Genomic DNA, 17,808 nt, shown 5'->3' on the forward strand with positions numbered 1-17,808 from the left:
ATTTATCAAGGCTTTCAGGCGATTGTTGACACCTATGGACACAGCACCGTGTCCCTGGATAAATTGCGGGCGATCGACCGAATTTGATATAATAATAAATTACCGATTACTAATTACCAATTACTCCCGATTATGAATATTGTTTCTGTGTTACAAGTTATCTGGTCTTTGTCTGCTTTAGGACTTGTGATTTTTGTGTTGCTGCACAGTCCTAAAGGCGATGGTATTGGAGGGATTGGCGGACAAGCTCAATTGTTTACCAGCGCCAAGAGTGCAGAAACGAGTCTGAACCGGATTACTTGGGGCTTGTCTATTGTTTTTATGGGTTTGACTGTGATTTTGAGTGCTGGTTGGTTGGCGCCTAAGTTATAAGATTGGGATTTTTAACCGCAGATAGCTCACGGGCGAGACGCCCGTGCCACATAAATAAATATTGTGGGGAGTAGGGGTTGGGCTTCTAGCCCACCCTAAAGATGAAATTTAAGTGCAGTCAGAAAAATGCAGTTGTGGAAAGTGACAGTAAAACCTCGATTGCTGTGTCGTTTGGGATTTGCTGTATGCTGTTTTAGCCTGATAATTTTTACTCAGGTTAATACTCCGGCCGCGAGTCTTTCTTCTCTCCCGAATAGTTTTCCGAATCCACAGGTTCATCCTTTGCCACCAACGCTGGCTAATTGGCAAGATTCCACCGATAGCGGTGATTATTTTGACCAGGTTAAGCCACCGAATTTCGGTCATTTGCTGTGGTCGAAGTTTCCGATTCAGGTTTATGTTGAGCGTCCAGTTGATGCTAATAAGTCTGAAGAATGGGTGGCGGCTGTGTTGGATGTTGTCCGGGAATGGGGGGTTTATTTGCCTTTGGAAGTGGTGGATAGTTCGGAGGTGGCTGATATTAGGATTTTACGTCGGGCTCCGCCTTTGCGTCAAGGGGTTTTGCGATCGCGTTCTGGAGAGGCTACCTATGAATTGTACGCCCGTCGCGAGGAGGATAAAACAGTTTTATCACATCGGTTTTCGGTTTATTTGAATCCGACTCAAGTGGGTAAGTATATTCCGGCGACGGCGCGGCACGAGTTGGGTCACGCTTTGGGAATTTGGGGCCACAGTTTGATGGAAACTGATGTGCTTTATTTTTCTCAGGTGAGAAATCCTTCGCCTATTTCAGCGAGGGATGTTAATACTTTGAAGCGGGTTTATGAACAGCAGACTCGATTAGGGTGGGAATTGTAGTTACGAGCGAATGGAGTTGGCTTCTACACAAACCAAGTCCGCCTTCGCGGACTATAAGAATACGATACTTAATAGGAAAGAGAAGAAAGATGAAAGATGAAGCTTTTGGGATTGTGCCAGTTTTTGCGACTGAAACTGATAGTTTATTTTTGTTAATTCAACATCAAGCCGGACATTGGGCGTTTCCAAAAGGTCACGCGAATCCGGGGGAATCGGCGCTAGAAACGGCGAAGCGGGAGTTTGAGGAGGAAACTGGCATCCGCGATTGTGAAGTGCTTGAGGAGCCTAGTTTTGTGGAACGTTATTCCTTTGTTAAGGAAGGGAAGCCTAGTTCTGTGGAACATTATTCCTCTGCAAAGGAAGGAGAATCAATTGAAAAGACTGTTACTTACTTTTTGGCTTTTGTAAATTCAATGGAGGTTAAGTTGCAAGTAGAGGAAGTTCAAAATTCGGTCTGGACTTCCTTTGAGGATGCAGTCAAGCTGATTACTTTTGATGGGAATCGGCAAGTTTTAAGGGAAGTCAAAGCATTTTTGGACGCGAGGGATGAGTGTTAATCAGTCTTGGACACACACACTTGTTTATGTAGGATGTGCATTGTTCACTTTAGGCTATAAGTAGCCTGTCAAAGCACTTTTTGCGTCCGCGACTGTTAATATCTAGTCCGGTTATACGATCGCAATTAAGTTTGTAGTAAGGACTTTAGTGCTTAGTGACTGCAAGCTTTAACAGAGAGCTCGATTCCTTACTACAAACAAATTATTTGGTTAGATACCCAACTTCTTCAATAAGTCGGGGCTCTAGGTATTCTGTGTGATTATTTGTTGATTTTCTGAGCTTCGGCGTGGTGTTGCAAGCGAGAAAAAACGTTGTAGGCGTCGGGGCCGGGAGTATCCTGTTCGCCAGAGCCGTCCATGGGGCCGTCAATGGCTTTCCAAGCAGGAATTCCGCCTTTTAGTTCGGCTACTTTTTGAAAGCCTGCAGCGCGGAGAAGATTGGCTGCTTCGGCAGTTTGTTGGTCGTTTTCGCCGTAGATGTAGATGTCGCGGACGGGTTCTAGGCTGGCTTTTGCTCGCTCTACTAAGTCTTCCATTGGCATCATTGCGGCGCCAGTAATGTGGCTTTTTGCGAAGCTTTCAAAATTACGAGCGTCGATGATTGTGAGTCCGGGTTCGCCCCAATCTAAACGGGCTTTGAGGTCGTGGCTAGATGCTTGAGCTTTTAAACCAGGAGGGGTGGGAGTCAAATCGGGAAGTTTTTCTTTGATGTCGGAAATTTGGTCGGGAATATTTTTCATGGGTAAAATGTTGTTCAATGTTTTGATTGCCATTGCAATGTAACAAGATGTTTAGGTTGAATTCGTCTTTCTAAAGGCTGAATCTGGCATTGAACTAAAGTCGCAGTTAAGCTGGGTTGCAGGTGGTTGATTAAGGTTGGGATCGCTAGATTTGTTGAGTTTGCTAGAGGAAAGCGGGCTGTGCTTCAGATTGTTTCATCGCATTTGCTGTGGAGAATTTGAAGTGCGATCGCTCGTTAGATCAAGTATTCTATCAAACGATTTCCTTTTAGTCAATCACAATTATTTTAAAATAAAATTTGCCTAAGTTGTGTACAGCATCGGGCGGGATTTTGCTGAAAAGTTGAGATGTTTGTCAGCAAGATTTATGATAAAATTTGATACTAAGAACAAGTATTTAAAGGTATGAATATGTCTGAGAAAGATGAAAGTGCGGTGCCTAAGACTTTGACAGCCGAAGATCAAGCGGTGTGGGATGCGAAGGCAAAAGTTCGGGTACTGCTGAATTTGTGGGATTTGGGCGGCGGCAAAATGATGGTGAAAAAAGGGGATTTGACTAAGCGGATTGTGCGGACTAATGAGACGAGTCAAAGATATCTGGGAGTGCTCAGCGAGTTGCAGGCGACTGGGGCGATCGAGTATTCGCTGGTAAATCGGGTGACGCTGGTGGAATTGAGCGCTAAGGGGAAAGAAGTTTTAGCGCAGGGGCTCAAAAGTCGGGATTCTTTGTTTGAGTTTGATGGTTCTCAAATTGGTACTCGGCTGGGAAATTCTTTGTTGAAGTGGATTCGGCATCAGGATGGTGCGGCGAGTGTTGCGGTTGAGAAAGGGAAGGGGGATGTAGGGACGATCGCATCCTATGACGATTTTAAGGCTGTGGCGCTTGATGTGTATGACAGCTTGAACCGGGATTATAACTTAGACGATTTAGTGCCGATTTATCGGATGCGACGGGCGATCGGGGAAATGGTAGGGCGATCGGAGTTCAATGAGTGGCTGTTGGAAATGCAGGCTACTGATATTTTTCAGCTAATAGGTGGCGAGATGACAGACATCACGGCCGATAAAGCTGAAGATTCCATAAAAACTGCACTTGGTGCACTCCGTTACTATGTCAAACGGCTAAATTCCTAAAAGTGACCTAAATCCTTTTGTAAATTCGTTAACCTCACACAAAAAACCATGACTAATTCTTCTTTTTCTTCCATTGAAGACCTGAACGCGGCTCTTTTAATTCAAAATCCCTTTGCTAAACCTCCTTTTCTCAATGCTGGTGATGTTTGGGGTCAGGAATTCTTCGATGTTGAGACAATAAATGCCCACGCCTCTGATGCTGTATTTCAGGCACTCGCTCAAATTCGTGCTGGTCACTACAAGACAACTTCCATCGCTATAACTGCTCAGGATGGAACCGGCAAAACTCACATTATTAGCCGCATTCGCCATCGCCTACAGGAGCATGGCGGGGGCTTGTTTGTCTACGCTAATAAATATGGTAATATCAATCAAATTAAGCAAGGATTTCAGCGAATATTGGCTGAGAGCCTGGGAAAGATTGGTACAGATGGGGTGAGACAGTGGCAAGAACTAGCAACGGCAATGGCTAACAATGCTTTAAAGGTTTCCAAACCAAATGCTAAAGTTTTTTATCCTCAAGAATTATTGGGAAAATTTAAGGCAGGCACGCCCAAGCAACTAAAGAAGTGGGTTAAGGAGCTAACAAAAGCATTTCTGCAAGCGAAAATTGTTAACGATCCTGATATTGTCAAGGCAATTTTTTTGACACTCTCCGACGAGCAATCACTTTATGCAATCAAATGGTTAGAGGGTCAAGAACTTGCTAAATACAAAGCCGATGAGTTAGAACTACCAACTCAATGCCAATCTTTTGAGGCGGTTTTGCAGATATTAGATTTGATTAGTGAGTACAAGGAACTGGTCATTTGCTTTGATGAGTTAGACACGCCTGATGCCTACGACGATATTAGTGGCTTACACATCAGTCAGATTGTTGCAGGACTAATCAAAGATTTGTTCCAAAATCTAAACCGGGGTTTGATACTGAGTGTAATGATGCCTGCTCAATGGAGCAATAAAATAAAGCAGCTACCTGGTGGAGTGTTCACTAAGGTTTCGGTTCAGGGAAATCCGATTGACTTAAAATACATGGATGCAGAATCAATTGTTAACTTAGCTACCTTTTGGTTAGACAAATATTATGAACGTCAAAACTTAATTTCTCCTCATCCAATTTATCCATTTACTCACATTCAACTCAGCGATCTGGGCAAAGGAAAACCCACTGTTAGAGAGGTTTTAAAGTGGTGTAAAGAAAATTGTAAGCCTCCTATTTCTACGGGTGAAGGCACTAAAAATCCCGATATTTCTAATCCCGTTGAACTTGCTTTTGTCAAAGAACTAGAGGAAGACATAGGAACTTATTTAGAAGATAATTATCTGCTTGCGGATGCTATTTTATTTGGATTTCAGAGTTTGATTGGTCAGACGGTGGAAAGGGTAACAGTTCAGTCAGCCACAGATAAAGTTAAGAAACGTGGAGGCAAGGATGATTACATCAATTTCAAAGTAATTGGCAAAGACAACGGAAAAGATGTAATCATTGGAGTAGCAGTGCTTCAGTATGCTGGTGGCAAAGGGTTAGGAGCGGGTTTAAGAAGGTTAAATGATTACGAAGCTTTTAATCTGACTCGCGGTTGTTTGGTTCGTTCCCAGAGCAAAAAGATTACTTCCTACCTGGAGCAACAGTATCTTGTCCCGCTCATTAAACAGCAAGGTGGAGAGTATGTCGAACTGAAAGAAGATGAAATTAAACCGCTGTTAGCTATTCGGGCTGTTTATCAGAAGCGCGAAGTAGATTATGGGGTGAGTGAGGAGGAAATTTTCAATTTTATTGCAGAAAAAGGTGCTGAGAAAATGCTAGGGGCTAGTAACCCGTTACTTACAGAGATTCTTAGCGATCCCTCCTATCAGGTTCCTACCGATCTAATAGAAGATGAACCCGTAGCTGTAGCGGAGTCTATTATGGATGACTTATCGGAGTCAGAAGAATTAGATAAGTCGTGCGATAATTTACTGAGCGAGTTTAATTAAGGCTTCATAAATTATCAACTTCATATTGGGACAAATACTCTCATGTCGTTAGTCAATATTGACAGGGCTATCCGTTTGCCGGCTCCAGACGTAGAAGGTTTAATCCAAGGGCGAATGATTGCAGCTATAGTGTGGCGAACGTTTGAGCCGGGAGAACAATATGCACTCTATCCTGGCAATGTTTCAGGTAACTTGCCCTACGATCAATATTATCGATCGCATTTTTTACCCGCTGCTCAAAAGGCACTTGCTCAGTTAGATTCAGATAAAGTTTCGATCAAAGCTTGGGCTAGGTGCGAAGGGTGGCAAATGCGGGATTCTGAATCATTAGAGGCTGTGTCGCGGTTAACAGTCTGGAAAACAGAAGCCTTACAGCAAATTCTCCAGCAGCGTCCTTTTATTTTTGTAGCTTACCTGCGGGTTTATCTGCTACCTCAGCCGCTGGAAATGCCAGTGCATCCCAGCGGCAATTTTGTATCTTTGCCAAAATCCCTAAATGTTACTGATTCAACGCCAGTGTTGAGCGAGTCTATCTTTGCCAAACGCCGTCAAAAGCTGGAAAAACTAGAGCCGCCAGAACATCCTGAATTGGAAGAGTTGCAAAGTGCATTAGTGCATTTATCCACCACCAACCCAAAAGCCAAACAACTAGACGCAGAAATCAAAATATTTCTAGGTTGGTCAGAAAATTCACCTACAGCAAAACCAGATCCTGATTTAGCATGGATAAGTGCGATCGCACAAATCGGAAACTCTAGCGATGGTAATACATTTGAAAAGTTAGTCCGCAAAAGTTTTATCAAGCTAGGATTTGCCAATTCTAACAATAAACCCGAAGCTAGCCTCGATCCAGAATCAACAGGCGGTGCTGGCGGATTAGATTTCTACTGTGAAACTCCCTATCAGGTAGTGGGAGAATGCAAAGCTACCAAAAGTGAAACCGTAGCTGATGGAACGCCAGCGCAACTTATCAAGTTAGGCCATAAGCATCTTCAGGAACAATACAACTGCTGTATTAAGATAATTATGGCCGCTGGTCAGCTAAATGGACACGCTAAAAAAACTGCTATCGGAAACCACATGAACGTAATTCGCCCTGAAACATTGCAAAAGCTGGTTGAACTGAAAGCTAAGCAACCAGGTTCGATCGATTTAATGCAGTTAAAACCTTGTTTGGAACAACAGCCGTTTGGTGAGGAAGCCGATGCTAAGGTTAATCGCTATATTGACGAGGTGCGGGAAAAGCTTAAAGTGCGATCGCACATAGTTCAGCTAGTCAAAGACTTTTTGGAAAGAACAAAATCAACAAGTGTTGAATTTAATCAGCTTCACGGTGCTTATGCCTTTTCTATGTCGCCCCAACCTTTAAAATATGAAGAAATGCACGAAATTTTAATAGAACTTTCCTCACCTTTGACGGGTTTCTTAGGGCGAATTAAAGGCGAAGATTTAGGGCGCGATCGCTTTTATTTCCTGCGCGATTTGCCGCTAGATGATTGAGATACCTTAAGGGCGATTCCCTTTGGGATAGCTTCGCTTCACGTACTTCATCCAATTTCCTACACAGCATCAGGATCTACGCCCAATTCCCGTAATCTCGCCGCCAACCTTTCAGCTTTCTGCAATTGAGCTTGTTCAGCCTTAATTAACCCTTCCACCAATGGCGGATCTAAAATTTCATTGACTGATAATCTCAAATTGGGAAATACTACAGATTCCATTTCCTCACCCGGCAAGAAATCTGTATACGTGTAACCATCTTCACCTTCAATCAATGCAAAAAGCCGGATTTTTTGCTTGCCCGTTTTAGGGTCAACAATGCAATATTCTGGCACATTCGCTAATTCGTACTCTCCGCGTTTAATCACGTAATCTGCACGGCGATTTTCGCTCACCACCTCTACCACTAACAGTGGCTTTTCCTCAAAATCGAGGATACCTGCACCGGGTCTAGCAGCAGCTTGTTCCAAAAGACTTTGAGTGCAGACAACTACATCGGGAATCCGAGATTTATCTTCATCTGTTCTCACTCCCAGACCCGTTTTTACTACTAAGTCGAGATTGTGTTCAGCTAGGTAACGCTGCAACTGGTAAACTAAATATTCGCAAATTTTGATGTGTAAAACTGTTGCTGTTGGCATCGGGATTAATTTGCCTTTGTACAGTTCATATTTTACATCCGATTCTCCTTGATAAAATCGGTATTCTTCAAAAGTTAATGTCGGCGAAGTATCGAGCTGTTTTTCTTCGACTGCTGGCACAACAGATTGAGACATATATTTTTACCTATCTCGATAGTTTTCTATTATACTCAATTTTGATTTTAACACTCAAGGCATTGAGGACGAAAAGATCGATCGCCCTTATTGACAATCAAGCAATTTGATCCGGTTAAATATTTAGTTCAGTTCACCATTGGGGCGATCGCCTCAACAACGCTGTAGCTGCCTCACTGTCGAGAGGTTTAGAGAAAAAGAACCCCTGACCGTACTCGCAGCCGATCGCCCGCATTTGAGCCAATTGGACGGCGGTTTCGACCCCTTCTGCCACTACCTCCATCCCCAAACTGCGCGCCAGCATGACGATCGCCCGCACGATTTCCAAATTTTCGCCCATTTCCCCGATGCGGGTAACAAAAGAGCGATCGACCTTCAAAATATTAATGGGGAACTTGTGCAAATAACTTAGAGACGAATAACCAGTGCCGAAATCATCAATACACAGCCCGATACCCAAGTCTCTCAACTGCGAAAGCATCGCCGCCGCCGCTTCTCCATCTTCCATCACCACACTCTCAGTAATCTCCAACTTCAAACAGCGAGCGTCAACACCTGTTTCCAGCAAAACTTGCTTAATTTGCTCGATCGACTCCGGTTCAGCAAACTGCCTCCCGGAAAGATTTACTGCGACTGTCAGCGGCGAATTTCCCACAGGTAAATTCAAACTCTGCCACTTAATAATTTGGCGGCAGCTTTCGTTCAAAACCCACAAACCCAAAGGCGTAATTAACCCTGTTTCCTCCGCCATCGCAATAAATTCCATCGGGGAAACTAAACCCCTTTCCGGGTGCAGCCAGCGCACCAGCGCCTCAAATCCGATAACTGAGCCGCTTTTTAAACAAACGATCGGCTGATAATAAACAGTAAAAGGACATTCCAATTTAAAAGGAGCAAATTGCGACTTCGGACGCTCCAACTTGCGATCGATTTCGCTCATCGGCGAGTTGTCCTCCACCGCCACACATCCGAAATCCAGTATCGAATATTTCAAATTTAGTTCTTCAACCGACTCCCGCAAATCGTGTTCCAAGTGCATCAAAGCCACCGCCTGAGTGTGCATCGCACTGGTGAATACTTCGTAGCGAGCTTTACCCAGAGCTTTTGCCCGGTACATCGCAATATCAGCATCGCGCAAAATATCTCCTGACCACTGATATTTGTCGGTACTCAAAGCAATGCCGATGCTAGCAGTAATTAAAACTTTATTACCTTCCAAATAAAGCGGTCGTTCGATCGTTTTGAGAATTTCCTTTGCTTGGGCGATCGCCTCATCCACACCGTGAATTTCTTCTAGCAAAATCACAAACTCATCTCCCCCCAGACGAGCCACCGTATCGCCTGGCCGCAAACAAGTCAAGAGACGGCGAGCCACAGCCACCAACAGCCGATCGCCCGTGCGGTGTCCCTGGCTGTCATTAATCACCTTAAACCTGTCCAAATCCAGAAACAGCACCGCAAACTGATAGCTAGGATGCCGTTGCGCGCGGGCAAAAGCTTGCCCCAACCTGTCAGTCAACAAAGCGCGGTTCGGCAACTCCGTCAGCGCATCGTGCAAAGCATCGTGCAACAATTGGTCTTCAGCCACCTTGCGCTCAGTCACGTCGTGACAGTTGACCACAATTCCCCGCACCGAAGGTTCGTCGAGCAAATTCGTCGCCACCGCTTCCAACACGCACCAGAAACCTTCCTTGTGCTGCACTCGGTATTCCGCCATTCCCAGGCTAACTCTCGGCATTTGCATGACACCTTTGAACACTTGATCCACCATAGGCAATTCGTCAGGGTGAATCAAGTCAAATATAGACCGGCCGAGGACTTCCGCCGTCGGGTAGCCCAAAATCCGCTCTAGGGAAGGAGATACATAGCGACAAAAGCCTTTCTCGTCGAGAATCACAATAATGTCTCTAGCATTTTCAATCAACGATCGAAAGCGCTTCTCGCTTTGCCGCAGCTCTTGTTCCGTGCGCTTGCGATCGGTAATATCGGTATTCATGTAAATCAGACCGACAATTTTCCCTGTAGGGTCTTTAATAGCATCGGCCCGCAGCAGCATTGGCAAAATTTGGCCACTTTTAGTGCGGTTAGTAACTTCACCCAACCAAGAATAACCCTGGGCGATCGTATCGAGTACCTCGCTGGCGACTGCAGAGTCAGCAAAAACTGTCGCTATACCTCCAGCTAACTTAAGTTCCTCTGCGGTGTCCCATTCAAATAGCTGAGAAAACGCTTGATTTTGATAAATGTGAGTGCCGTTCGCATCGCTGATCCCGATCGCGTCACTCGAACTTTCCACCGCCTTGCGAGTCAGCACCAGAGCTTCTTCTGCCCGCTTGCGCTCGGTAATGTCAATCCCTACCAAACAAGCTGCTTTGCCCAGATCGTACTTTTGAGCCACAATCAAATAGTATCCCTCCGACTCTCCCCCGTCGGTTTGTACCTTAACGTTGAGTTCTTTAACCGCTTCCGTAGCGTCGCCGGCAAAAAACTCCACCACAAAAGAGTTAAAATCCGAGCTAGCGCCCAGAAAACCAATATCTTGACCGACAAAAGCCGACGGCCGCAAACCATGCAGTTTGGCTAAGTGCTGGTTAACCCCTAAATAGCGCAAATCCGAGCTAATCCAAGATACTGTTCCCGGAACTGCTTCCAAAATCGTTTGCAGTTGGTCGTTAGCTTGCTGCAATGCTTGCTGCACTTCACATATTGGTTCCGACAAGTCGGACTGAACTCCTACAAAGTGAGTCAAATTAGCGTTGTCGTCTCGCACCGGAGATAGCGATAATTTGCTCCAAAAAGGAGTGCCGTCTTTGCGGTAATTTTTGATCGCTGTCTGGATTTCTAGACCTTGGCGCAAGGCGTCGCGGATCTTAGCTACAGTAGTTCGATCGGTATCCGGGCCTTGCAAAAATCGGCAATTGCGGCCCAAGACTTCACGGGCGCAGTAACCTGTCATCCGTTCAAAGGCCGGATTGCAATAAACTATGGGACAGTCGGGTGCATTGGCGTCAGCAATCACAATGCCGCTGCTAGTAGCGGCCAAAGCTCGATCGCATAGGCACAGGGCTTCTGACCCAGTATGGCGATCGCCGATACCCCCCACTTCACCTAAATTAGAAATTGACTGGTTCTCCCGATCTCCCATCAGCCGAACTTTCAAGCAAACCTTTACAATTTCCGAGTTGCTTCTTACTTTAACGTTTTTCAGGATTCGCGCAACGTAAATTGTATCTCCGCATTTAAGTAAGCGGGATTTCACCTTAGTGGTTAGTTGTATTTTCTACCCTTGCTGTTGGGCATTTAAAAAAGCACCTCTTCACTTCCCCACTGAAAAACCCTCTATTCTTCTCCCCCTCAGACTCTGTCCCCCTCTCCCCTTCTCCCCGCGCCCTGGCCATCACGATCCGCAGCAGCTTATTTAGCAGGAGTTGCAGCTTGAGAAGTCGGCGGCGCAATATTAATTAATGGCAAAGTTCCCCCTCCTCCCATTACTGTCGGAAACTGGCCGTTCCATTTTTCAATCGCTTGCTGCTGCAAAATTTCGGCAGTTAAAGTTTGCCGCTGCAAGCGTTGAGCTTCAGCTTTACCCTTAGCACGGTTAATTTCAGCTTGAGCATCTTGGGTGGCTTTTTGAACTGTAAATTCTGCTTGTTTAGCTTCTTGTTCTGCTATTTGTTTGGATTCGATGGCTTTGCTAAATTCTGGAGAAAAGCCAAAATTTATTAAAGAAACATCTCTGACAATGACGCCGTAAGGTTCCAAGCGCTTTTTGAGGCTGTTGTCGATTTCTGTTTTGAGTTCGGTGCGCTTAGTGATAATTTCTTCTGCGGTTTTTTTAGAAGTTGCTGCTTTGAGAACTTCCGAAATTGCCGGACTCAGAATGCTGGTAACAATTTGTTCTTCGTCTCCCACTTGTTGAAAAACTTGATTAACTTTGGCGGGGTCAACATTCCAGTCGACTGCCAAATCTGTAGTAATGCTTTGCAAATCTTTGGAGGCTGCATCTGCTTTCAGATCTGTTTTTTGTACCCGGACGCTGAGAGTTTTTACAGAGGTGACGATCGGTAAAATCGGGTGGATGCCTTCATCTAAAATCACGTCTTGAACTTTGCCTAGATCGCATCATAACGCCGCGTTCCCCTGGGCCGACGAGGGCAAAAGGTCTTAAAATTAAGGCGGCGATGATGAAGACGATGCCACCGACGTTGTAGAGAGCTAGGTTGTACCGAACACTTTGCATGGTTTTCATATGTTAACTCAGCTAGGTTGTGTTACTGGATGTTAGTTTTATCTGGGCTATTATCTAAAATTCTAACTTCATGTTCATGGTATAACAACTTATAAATTCATTTATTTTTTTCATAAAAGTCATATATGTTTGATAGTCGGAGAGCCTCTTAAATTAAAAAACTGTTAGATTGCCCTTACATTGATGCTCTGGTATGAACAATGGCACTTGTACCTTGCTGAGATTGTTGATGAATAAATGTTGCAATCATCTTGACAAGGAAGAGTATTTTAGATAAAGAAGAAGTAAATAGATAGCTCGCTCGCTCTCCGACAAGGAATAAAATGGCGATCGCAAAGAGAAAGCTTTCTAGAGAGCGAAAAGCTCAGAATTGAACAGCTAATTTTTGGGTAAATTTTAATGGTAAATGACAGGTGCGTGCCGGTAAAACCTTTGCGGGTTGGTGCAAGCACAAGCGAAAGAGAAAATTTCTGTCTACGACGTACAGACTTTATATGTAGAATTGGGTTCGGCCCGCCTTGCTCAACCCTCCTGAGTAGAAAAAAAGACTCCTTGGGCAAGTTGGGAATTTATAGCGAAAAAGGATAAAAATCCGAGTTTAAAAATGCCCGAAAACAAGTTACGCTTAGATGAGAACGGTTAAATAGAAGTCTAATGTTGCAGCGACACCCTTGGCCGCAGACAATTGAAGAGGCGATCGCCATTCAAGAACAGCTTCGGTCAGAGGTTATTACCGAAAATCAATGGTCGCCAGTTCGGTACGTCGCAGGCGTAGATGTCGGCTACGACAGTGCAAACGACGTATCGCGGGCCGCTGTAACAGTTCTGAGCTTTCCCGACTTACAGTTGCAGCAGCAAGCTGTGGTTCGCAGTCCTACAACTTTTCCTTATATTCCCGGTTTTCTGTCTTTTCGAGAAGTGCCGGCAGTCCTGGAGGCCTTGGAAAATATCAGTTTGAGGCCAGACTTGATATTGTGCGACGGTCAAGGACTAGCGCATCCCCGCAGATTCGGTCTGGCGTGCCATTTGGGGGTTTTGACAGGGATTCCTACGATCGGAGTTGCCAAAAATCGATTTATGGGAGAACATTTAGAAGTCGGACTCGACCGCGGCAGTTGGCAACCCTTGCTGCTGGAGGGATCAACGGTAGGCGCAGCGCTAAGGACGCAAACAGGGATAAAACCGATTTATGTTTCGATCGGTCATAAGGTAAACTTGATAAGTGCGATCGAGTACGTCCTGCGCTGCGCGCCAAAATATCGCTTACCAGAAACAACTCGATCGGCAGACCACCTAACATCGGGATAACTGGCAAGCGCCGAAGGCAGCAAAAAAAAGTAAAAAGACCAAAAAAGCATCCGTCTTTGGACTTTTAATTTTTGAGGTGGCGCGGTTAAGTCGAAAAATCCTCTGAGTCTACTGCCAATCAGCTTTGGGTTCCATCCTTCCAGCGAACTAAAGAATGACTATACCTGAGAAAGAGGTATAAAAGTTGGGGAGGTTTATAGAATGATTAAAAGACAGTAACCAGCTTAAAACATTGGCGGCTCTAACTATAGTGCCGGGTGTGAACTATTTTTAGTTCACATTAGTAAATTATGAAAGAGTCATCCTGCGAGTTAAACCAAAAGCTGAGATTCGTCTGATGAGGTTTCATAATTTACCGTCGGATATCTCACCACTGACTGGGAGTAACCACGACAGTGGGAGGCGAAGGCGCGATCGAGCTAAAAAATCAGAAACAAACAAGGAGACAGTCATGGCTGAGAAAAGCAAACGCGGATTCGCTTCTATGGATGCAGAAAAACAGCGCGCAATTGCTAGCAAAGGCGGAAAAGCTGCACACGAGAAAGGAACTGCACACGAATTCACCCCTGAAGAAGCCAGACAAGCTGGTCAAAAAGGCGGCGAAGCTGTCAGCAGAAATCGCGAACACATGGCTCAAATTGGTCGCGAAGGTGGCCGGAAAAGCCGCAAGAGCGAAGCTTAAGTCTCTCAAGGCTGACCCTGTAATGAAAGATTGCACAGTTGCAGCGTGAGAGATAGGACTAGGACAGTCAGCGCTTGAGGAGGTGGGGCGATCAAATTTCCAAAGGTAGTTCGATCGCCCAACCTCCAAAATTCGTCACTAGCCCACCAAAGCTTCGTAAATGTAAAAACCCCCCAGGAATGAGTTTTTAGTAATAGTTGGCCAATCTTGAACGGCAATTTTTTAACCAAGCTGCACTGCGGTCAATAATTTTGCGGGAAAGAAAAGCTGGCAAAGCGCGAGTCAGTCTCTCAAAAAAAGCCAATACGAGCACTAAAAGCCCCGAAATCAGGGCTTTTTTGTTTAGCTGCACATAATATTTTTAGAACTTCGATCGAGTCGGCGTCAATAATTCTAATTAAGTTTTTTGGTGAGGAAGTCCGTCCTCAAAATAAATCAGCTAATATTTTTTTATATTTTTGAGCTAATTATAAAATCATGACAAACCAGCTCACTTTAGCATGGACAGAAGCTGGGGTGCGTCAAACTCAGACAATTCAAAACGGACAGCCGAGCAAAAATCCGGGAACCGTGAGGATCGGGCGCGATCCGGCGAAGTGCGATATAGTATTTTCGCATCCCAGCGTATCGGGGCTGCACGTTGAAATATTTTTTAATCAGGAATTGCAGGAGTATGCAGTGCGGAATTTGCGCGAAAGCAATCCGCCACTGGTAGATGGACAAATTCTCGCCCGAGGCGAAGCAAAATTGAACTCGGGAAGCCACATCCATTTAGGCCAAGTGCAAATTGAGGTGGTGAATGTGACGGAGGTGGAGGTAGCCGCGCCCCAGACAGTTTTGCTGTCTGGGCCTCCCGCACCTGGTAACTTTCACTCGACGGGGCCTTCAAAATATGGTTTGCAGTGTCCGAAGTGCAGCCGAATTTCGCCTTACGCACAGTTGAATGCGGGGTGTCCGTGGTGCGGTACTTCTTTGGCGGCGGCAGCGAGTGTAATGCTGTCTCCGTGAAAGTTGGAAAAAGGCAAAATCGGCCTATCCGCTAAACACTCTCAAATTCAAAAATCTTTTTTGCAGAAAGCTCAAAGCCGACGGCTGATGTTTAAAAAATAATCATGAATTCTCCACCCTTGCGCCTGCGACTGACTTGGACAGATACAGCTACGGGGGATTGTCGATCTCCGATACTCGACTTACCCATCGCTTTGGGACGAATTTTTGAAGCTATGCCTGCCACAATCAACGGGGAACGAGTTTCTCGAATTGCCCTCAGCAGTAGTCAAGTTTCTCGCTTTCACGCAGTGATTGGCACCGAAGGTAACAGTATTGTACTCACTGACACGGGCAGCCGCAACGGTACTTTTGTGAACGGCATTGGCCAAACCCGGTGCGTGCTGGCAAACGGGGATATGCTGCAAGTTGGGCCCTACGCGATCGGCATTTCTTTTGCTGTGAATTCCCCAGAAACGCCGTCGGTCAATTCTCACATTTTCTTTAATCCACAGACCAATGGGCCAGACCCCGCATTGAAGCCACAAATCGTGCAGCAGCTTCCTCAAACAGGTAGTAGGGGAGAATTTCCGCCGATCGCATTTTTGCAAGCTTCTCAAGTGTCAATGCGATCGCTCGAATCTATGGGACTCCTTATGACAGAAGTTGATTGGGCTGCCGTGGGCGGCGGTTTGGGCAGCTTTATTTGGGTGGATTTGCTGAGAATTTGCGGCGTGAAAACAGATCGAATTGCGGTTTTGGGCATGGAAAACCAGCCTTACGCCCGCTATCTGCGTTTGTGCCTGAATTCTCAAATTCCGCTGCGGGAACGCCTGCGATCGAATTCTGACTCTTGTCCAGACAACATTTGGGGCTGGCCTCCCTATGCTTTGCGGGAAGCTTGGCAGGAATTGCTCAAAGGGCGTTTGGGGATGTCGTTGAAGTTGATGTGGCAGGTGTTTGGTGAACCGACTTTTGCCGAAACTTATACCCCTCGCGCGGGGAATGTGTTTGATTCTATTGACCGGGAAGTCGATCGAATTGGGTGGAATCAGATGTTTCGCTACGGTAGAGTGCGGGGAATTCGCAAGACAGATGACGGCAGGTACGCGATCGCTTATTCTCGATCGGATGCGGATCACCGCGACCACGCTTTTTTAATCGCGCAATACGTACACTTAGCCACCGGCTATCCCGCCATTCAATTTCTGCCGGACTTGCAAGCTTACCGCGAAAAAACCCAGGATTTTGAGTCAGTTGTCAACGCTTACGAAAGCCACGACGGCGTTTACGAAAAATTGGAGGCCAGCGGCGGCAGCGTGTTAATTAGAGGCCGGGGAATTGTGGCTTCGCGCGTTGTGCAGCGAATTTACGAAGCGCGACAGCGGAACAGTAATATTCAAGTATTGCATTTGATGCGATCGCCCAAACCTCAAGGTAACAAATTTAAGCTCGCTGAGCGTAGCGTCGAAAATCACTACGAATTTCAACCTTTCAACTGGCCGAAAGCTTGCTGGGGCGGGGAACTCCGCGTACTTTTGGAAAAAGCTGCCCCGGAATTTCGGCCGCAGTTGCTCACCGACTGGGGCGGAACTACCACAGCCCAGCGCAGCGACTGGCGGCGAATTGTCAAAGAAGGTTTAAGTCAAGGATGGTATCAAATTACCTTCGGGGAAGTCGAGCGAGTCGAGCGCGACAGTCAAAACCGCACGGTGACGTACATTCAGGAGAAGGAACTCAAGGGGCAAATTAAGTTAGAAGCTGATTTTATTATTGATGCTACGGGTTTGGACGCTAAGGTAAAAACCAGTCCCCTGTTAAACGATTTGGTAGTTCAATACAATCTTCCCCTCAACGGTTTGGGCCGGCTGAGTGTTAACAACGATTTTGAAGTGCCCGAATTGCGTAATTCTTCTGCTAACAACACAGAAGGCCGGGTATACGCAGCCGGCGCGATTACTTTGGGGGGGGCTTACGCGCCGGTAGACAGTTTTTTGGGCTTGCAATACGCCGCCTTGCGTTCGGTTGAAAGTCTGGCCGCCAACCGAGTTCCGGGTGTGCGGAAATTGAGCGTTTGGCGATCGTTTGTGCAGTGGTGGAAGTGGATTTTAAATAAATCTCCTGATTGATTAGAAACAAAACCGTTTCGCATTCAATCTAAAATCCAAAATCTAAAATCCAAAATCGAATGACTCCCACCTTATTTGGCCGATGGCAAACTCGAATATTATTATTTGCAACTGTAGGCGTTTTAGTAACACTGCCATTTTTTCTAGGTTTAATCGCTGGTAAATCAGGCTCGATCTTTTTCGGGATTTTAGGGTATGTAGCGATTTTTGGCATTGGCTGGGATGCTTTATATATCTACATCCAGCAGTTTCGCTGGGATCGAGATTGGCCCGGCGCGTTTCAATTACTCGCTGGAATTTGGGAAGCACTTTTTGTGTTATTTTTAATCAAAATTATCGGTTTGCCGGGGATACCTGCACAAGATTTTGATTTGGGAGCTTTTGCATTGCATTATAGTTTAGTGTGGCTGGCTATTTATCTGGCATCCCAAACACTGATGCGGATTTTGTTTCCCCACTGGCGTTTCCGAGGCGGGCAATGGTTGTAATAATATTGTGTGATTTTTGTGATGCCTGTAGGGGCGGGTTTTACCAATAAT

The 17,808-nt window shown here is 45.7% G+C and carries 16 protein-coding genes; 11 read left to right on the top strand and 5 right to left on the bottom strand.

Translation table 11 applies throughout. The features are described 5' to 3' along the window. Positions 1-132: 132 nt before the first annotated feature. From secG to QUA74_RS18220, 3 genes are all read left to right on the top strand, one after another. Positions 133-372 carry a preprotein translocase subunit SecG gene (secG, locus tag QUA74_RS18210; RefSeq protein WP_190659521.1) on the top strand — a complete coding sequence of 80 codons (240 nt, stop codon included), beginning with the start codon at positions 133-135 and terminating at the stop codon, positions 370-372. A gap of 126 nt (positions 373-498) precedes the next feature. Continuing rightward, positions 499-1,230, top strand: a complete 732-nt coding sequence (locus tag QUA74_RS18215) for a peptidase (protein WP_333331850.1) — start codon at positions 499-501, stop codon at positions 1,228-1,230. Positions 1,231-1,319: 89 nt separating this feature from the next. Next, a complete protein-coding gene (locus tag QUA74_RS18220; protein WP_333331852.1) occupies positions 1,320-1,787 on the top strand; it encodes an NUDIX domain-containing protein in 468 nt (155 codons plus the stop codon). Positions 1,788-2,047: 260 nt separating this feature from the next. Here QUA74_RS18220 and QUA74_RS18225 read toward each other — a convergent pair whose 3' ends face one another. Further along, positions 2,048-2,560: a rhodanese-like domain-containing protein gene (locus QUA74_RS18225; protein ID WP_333331853.1), complete on the bottom strand. Its 513-nt coding sequence runs from the start codon at positions 2,558-2,560 to the stop codon at positions 2,048-2,050. 378 nt (positions 2,561-2,938) lie between these two features. Between QUA74_RS18225 and QUA74_RS18230 the strand changes: the two genes are divergently transcribed. Genes QUA74_RS18230 through QUA74_RS18240 form a run of 3 tightly spaced genes read left to right on the top strand, consistent with a single transcriptional unit; the run spans position 2,939 to position 7,138 of the window. Further along, a complete protein-coding gene (locus QUA74_RS18230) occupies positions 2,939-3,661 on the top strand; it encodes a hypothetical protein (protein ID WP_333331857.1) in 723 nt (240 codons plus the stop codon). 48 nt (positions 3,662-3,709) lie between these two features. Then, positions 3,710-5,638, top strand: a complete 1,929-nt coding sequence (locus tag QUA74_RS18235) for a P-loop NTPase fold protein (protein WP_333331860.1) — start codon at positions 3,710-3,712, stop codon at positions 5,636-5,638. Positions 5,639-5,680: 42 nt separating this feature from the next. Next, positions 5,681-7,138 (top strand): DUF1802 family protein, encoded by a 1,458-nt coding sequence (locus QUA74_RS18240; RefSeq protein WP_333331863.1) that lies wholly within the window; start codon positions 5,681-5,683, stop codon positions 7,136-7,138. A gap of 59 nt (positions 7,139-7,197) precedes the next feature. On the opposite strand, the gene QUA74_RS18245 is transcribed toward QUA74_RS18240, so the two are convergent. From QUA74_RS18245 to QUA74_RS18260, 4 genes are all read right to left on the bottom strand, one after another. Next, positions 7,198-7,914 carry a Uma2 family endonuclease gene (locus QUA74_RS18245; protein WP_333331866.1) on the bottom strand — a complete coding sequence of 239 codons (717 nt, stop codon included), beginning with the start codon at positions 7,912-7,914 and terminating at the stop codon, positions 7,198-7,200. Between the two features lie 133 nt (positions 7,915-8,047). Further along, positions 8,048-11,059, bottom strand: a complete 3,012-nt coding sequence (locus QUA74_RS18250) for an EAL domain-containing protein (protein ID WP_333331869.1) — start codon at positions 11,057-11,059, stop codon at positions 8,048-8,050. A 269-nt stretch (positions 11,060-11,328) separates the two neighbouring features. Next, complete coding sequence (locus QUA74_RS18255; protein ID WP_333331872.1) at positions 11,329-12,012, bottom strand: prohibitin family protein; 684 nt, start codon at positions 12,010-12,012, stop codon at positions 11,329-11,331. After that, on the bottom strand, positions 11,999-12,154 hold the full coding sequence (locus tag QUA74_RS18260) for a hypothetical protein (protein WP_333331874.1): 156 nt from the start codon (positions 12,152-12,154) through the stop codon (positions 11,999-12,001). Before QUA74_RS18260 ends, QUA74_RS18255 begins: the two co-directional genes overlap by 14 nt. 663 nt (positions 12,155-12,817) lie before the next feature. Between QUA74_RS18260 and nfi the strand changes: the two genes are divergently transcribed. The 5 genes from nfi (at position 12,818) to QUA74_RS18285 (ending at position 17,757) form a co-directional block, all read left to right on the top strand. After that, positions 12,818-13,471 carry a deoxyribonuclease V gene (gene nfi, locus QUA74_RS18265; protein WP_333331877.1) on the top strand — a complete coding sequence of 218 codons (654 nt, stop codon included), beginning with the start codon at positions 12,818-12,820 and terminating at the stop codon, positions 13,469-13,471. 451 nt (positions 13,472-13,922) lie between these two features. After that, the gene (locus tag QUA74_RS18270) at positions 13,923-14,153 is read left to right on the top strand and encodes a KGG domain-containing protein (RefSeq protein ID WP_006631632.1); all 231 of its coding nucleotides are present in this window, start codon (positions 13,923-13,925) and stop codon (positions 14,151-14,153) included. 477 nt (positions 14,154-14,630) lie between these two features. Next, a complete protein-coding gene (locus QUA74_RS18275; protein ID WP_333331880.1) occupies positions 14,631-15,161 on the top strand; it encodes an FHA domain-containing protein in 531 nt (176 codons plus the stop codon). A gap of 104 nt (positions 15,162-15,265) precedes the next feature. Further along, complete coding sequence (locus tag QUA74_RS18280; protein WP_333331883.1) at positions 15,266-17,269, top strand: FHA domain-containing protein; 2,004 nt, start codon at positions 15,266-15,268, stop codon at positions 17,267-17,269. A gap of 59 nt (positions 17,270-17,328) precedes the next feature. Continuing rightward, positions 17,329-17,757 carry a hypothetical protein gene (locus QUA74_RS18285; protein ID WP_333331886.1) on the top strand — a complete coding sequence of 143 codons (429 nt, stop codon included), beginning with the start codon at positions 17,329-17,331 and terminating at the stop codon, positions 17,755-17,757. The last annotated feature ends 51 nt before the right edge of the window (positions 17,758-17,808 follow it).

Source organism: Microcoleus sp. LAD1_D3 (assembly GCF_036702135.1).
Classification (GTDB): Bacteria; Cyanobacteriota; Cyanobacteriia; order Cyanobacteriales; family Microcoleaceae; genus Microcoleus.

Coding starts and splice junctions, on each gene's coding strand:
- QUA74_RS18270 (WP_006631632.1), top strand. CDS start 13,923: ATGGCTGAGAAAAGCAAACGCGGATTCGCTTCTATGGATGCAGAAAAA.
- QUA74_RS18225 (WP_333331853.1), bottom strand. CDS start 2,560: ATGGCAATCAAAACATTGAACAACATTTTACCCATGAAAAATATTCCC.
- nfi (WP_333331877.1), top strand. CDS start 12,818: ATGTTGCAGCGACACCCTTGGCCGCAGACAATTGAAGAGGCGATCGCC.
- QUA74_RS18250 (WP_333331869.1), bottom strand. CDS start 11,059: ATGGGAGATCGGGAGAACCAGTCAATTTCTAATTTAGGTGAAGTGGGG.
- QUA74_RS18215 (WP_333331850.1), top strand. CDS start 499: ATGCAGTTGTGGAAAGTGACAGTAAAACCTCGATTGCTGTGTCGTTTG.
- QUA74_RS18260 (WP_333331874.1), bottom strand. CDS start 12,154: ATGCAAAGTGTTCGGTACAACCTAGCTCTCTACAACGTCGGTGGCATC.
- QUA74_RS18245 (WP_333331866.1), bottom strand. CDS start 7,914: ATGTCTCAATCTGTTGTGCCAGCAGTCGAAGAAAAACAGCTCGATACT.
- QUA74_RS18285 (WP_333331886.1), top strand. CDS start 17,329: ATGACTCCCACCTTATTTGGCCGATGGCAAACTCGAATATTATTATTT.
- QUA74_RS18220 (WP_333331852.1), top strand. CDS start 1,320: ATGAAAGATGAAGCTTTTGGGATTGTGCCAGTTTTTGCGACTGAAACT.
- secG (WP_190659521.1), top strand. CDS start 133: ATGAATATTGTTTCTGTGTTACAAGTTATCTGGTCTTTGTCTGCTTTA.
- QUA74_RS18275 (WP_333331880.1), top strand. CDS start 14,631: ATGACAAACCAGCTCACTTTAGCATGGACAGAAGCTGGGGTGCGTCAA.
- QUA74_RS18280 (WP_333331883.1), top strand. CDS start 15,266: ATGAATTCTCCACCCTTGCGCCTGCGACTGACTTGGACAGATACAGCT.
- QUA74_RS18230 (WP_333331857.1), top strand. CDS start 2,939: ATGTCTGAGAAAGATGAAAGTGCGGTGCCTAAGACTTTGACAGCCGAA.
- QUA74_RS18235 (WP_333331860.1), top strand. CDS start 3,710: ATGACTAATTCTTCTTTTTCTTCCATTGAAGACCTGAACGCGGCTCTT.
- QUA74_RS18240 (WP_333331863.1), top strand. CDS start 5,681: ATGTCGTTAGTCAATATTGACAGGGCTATCCGTTTGCCGGCTCCAGAC.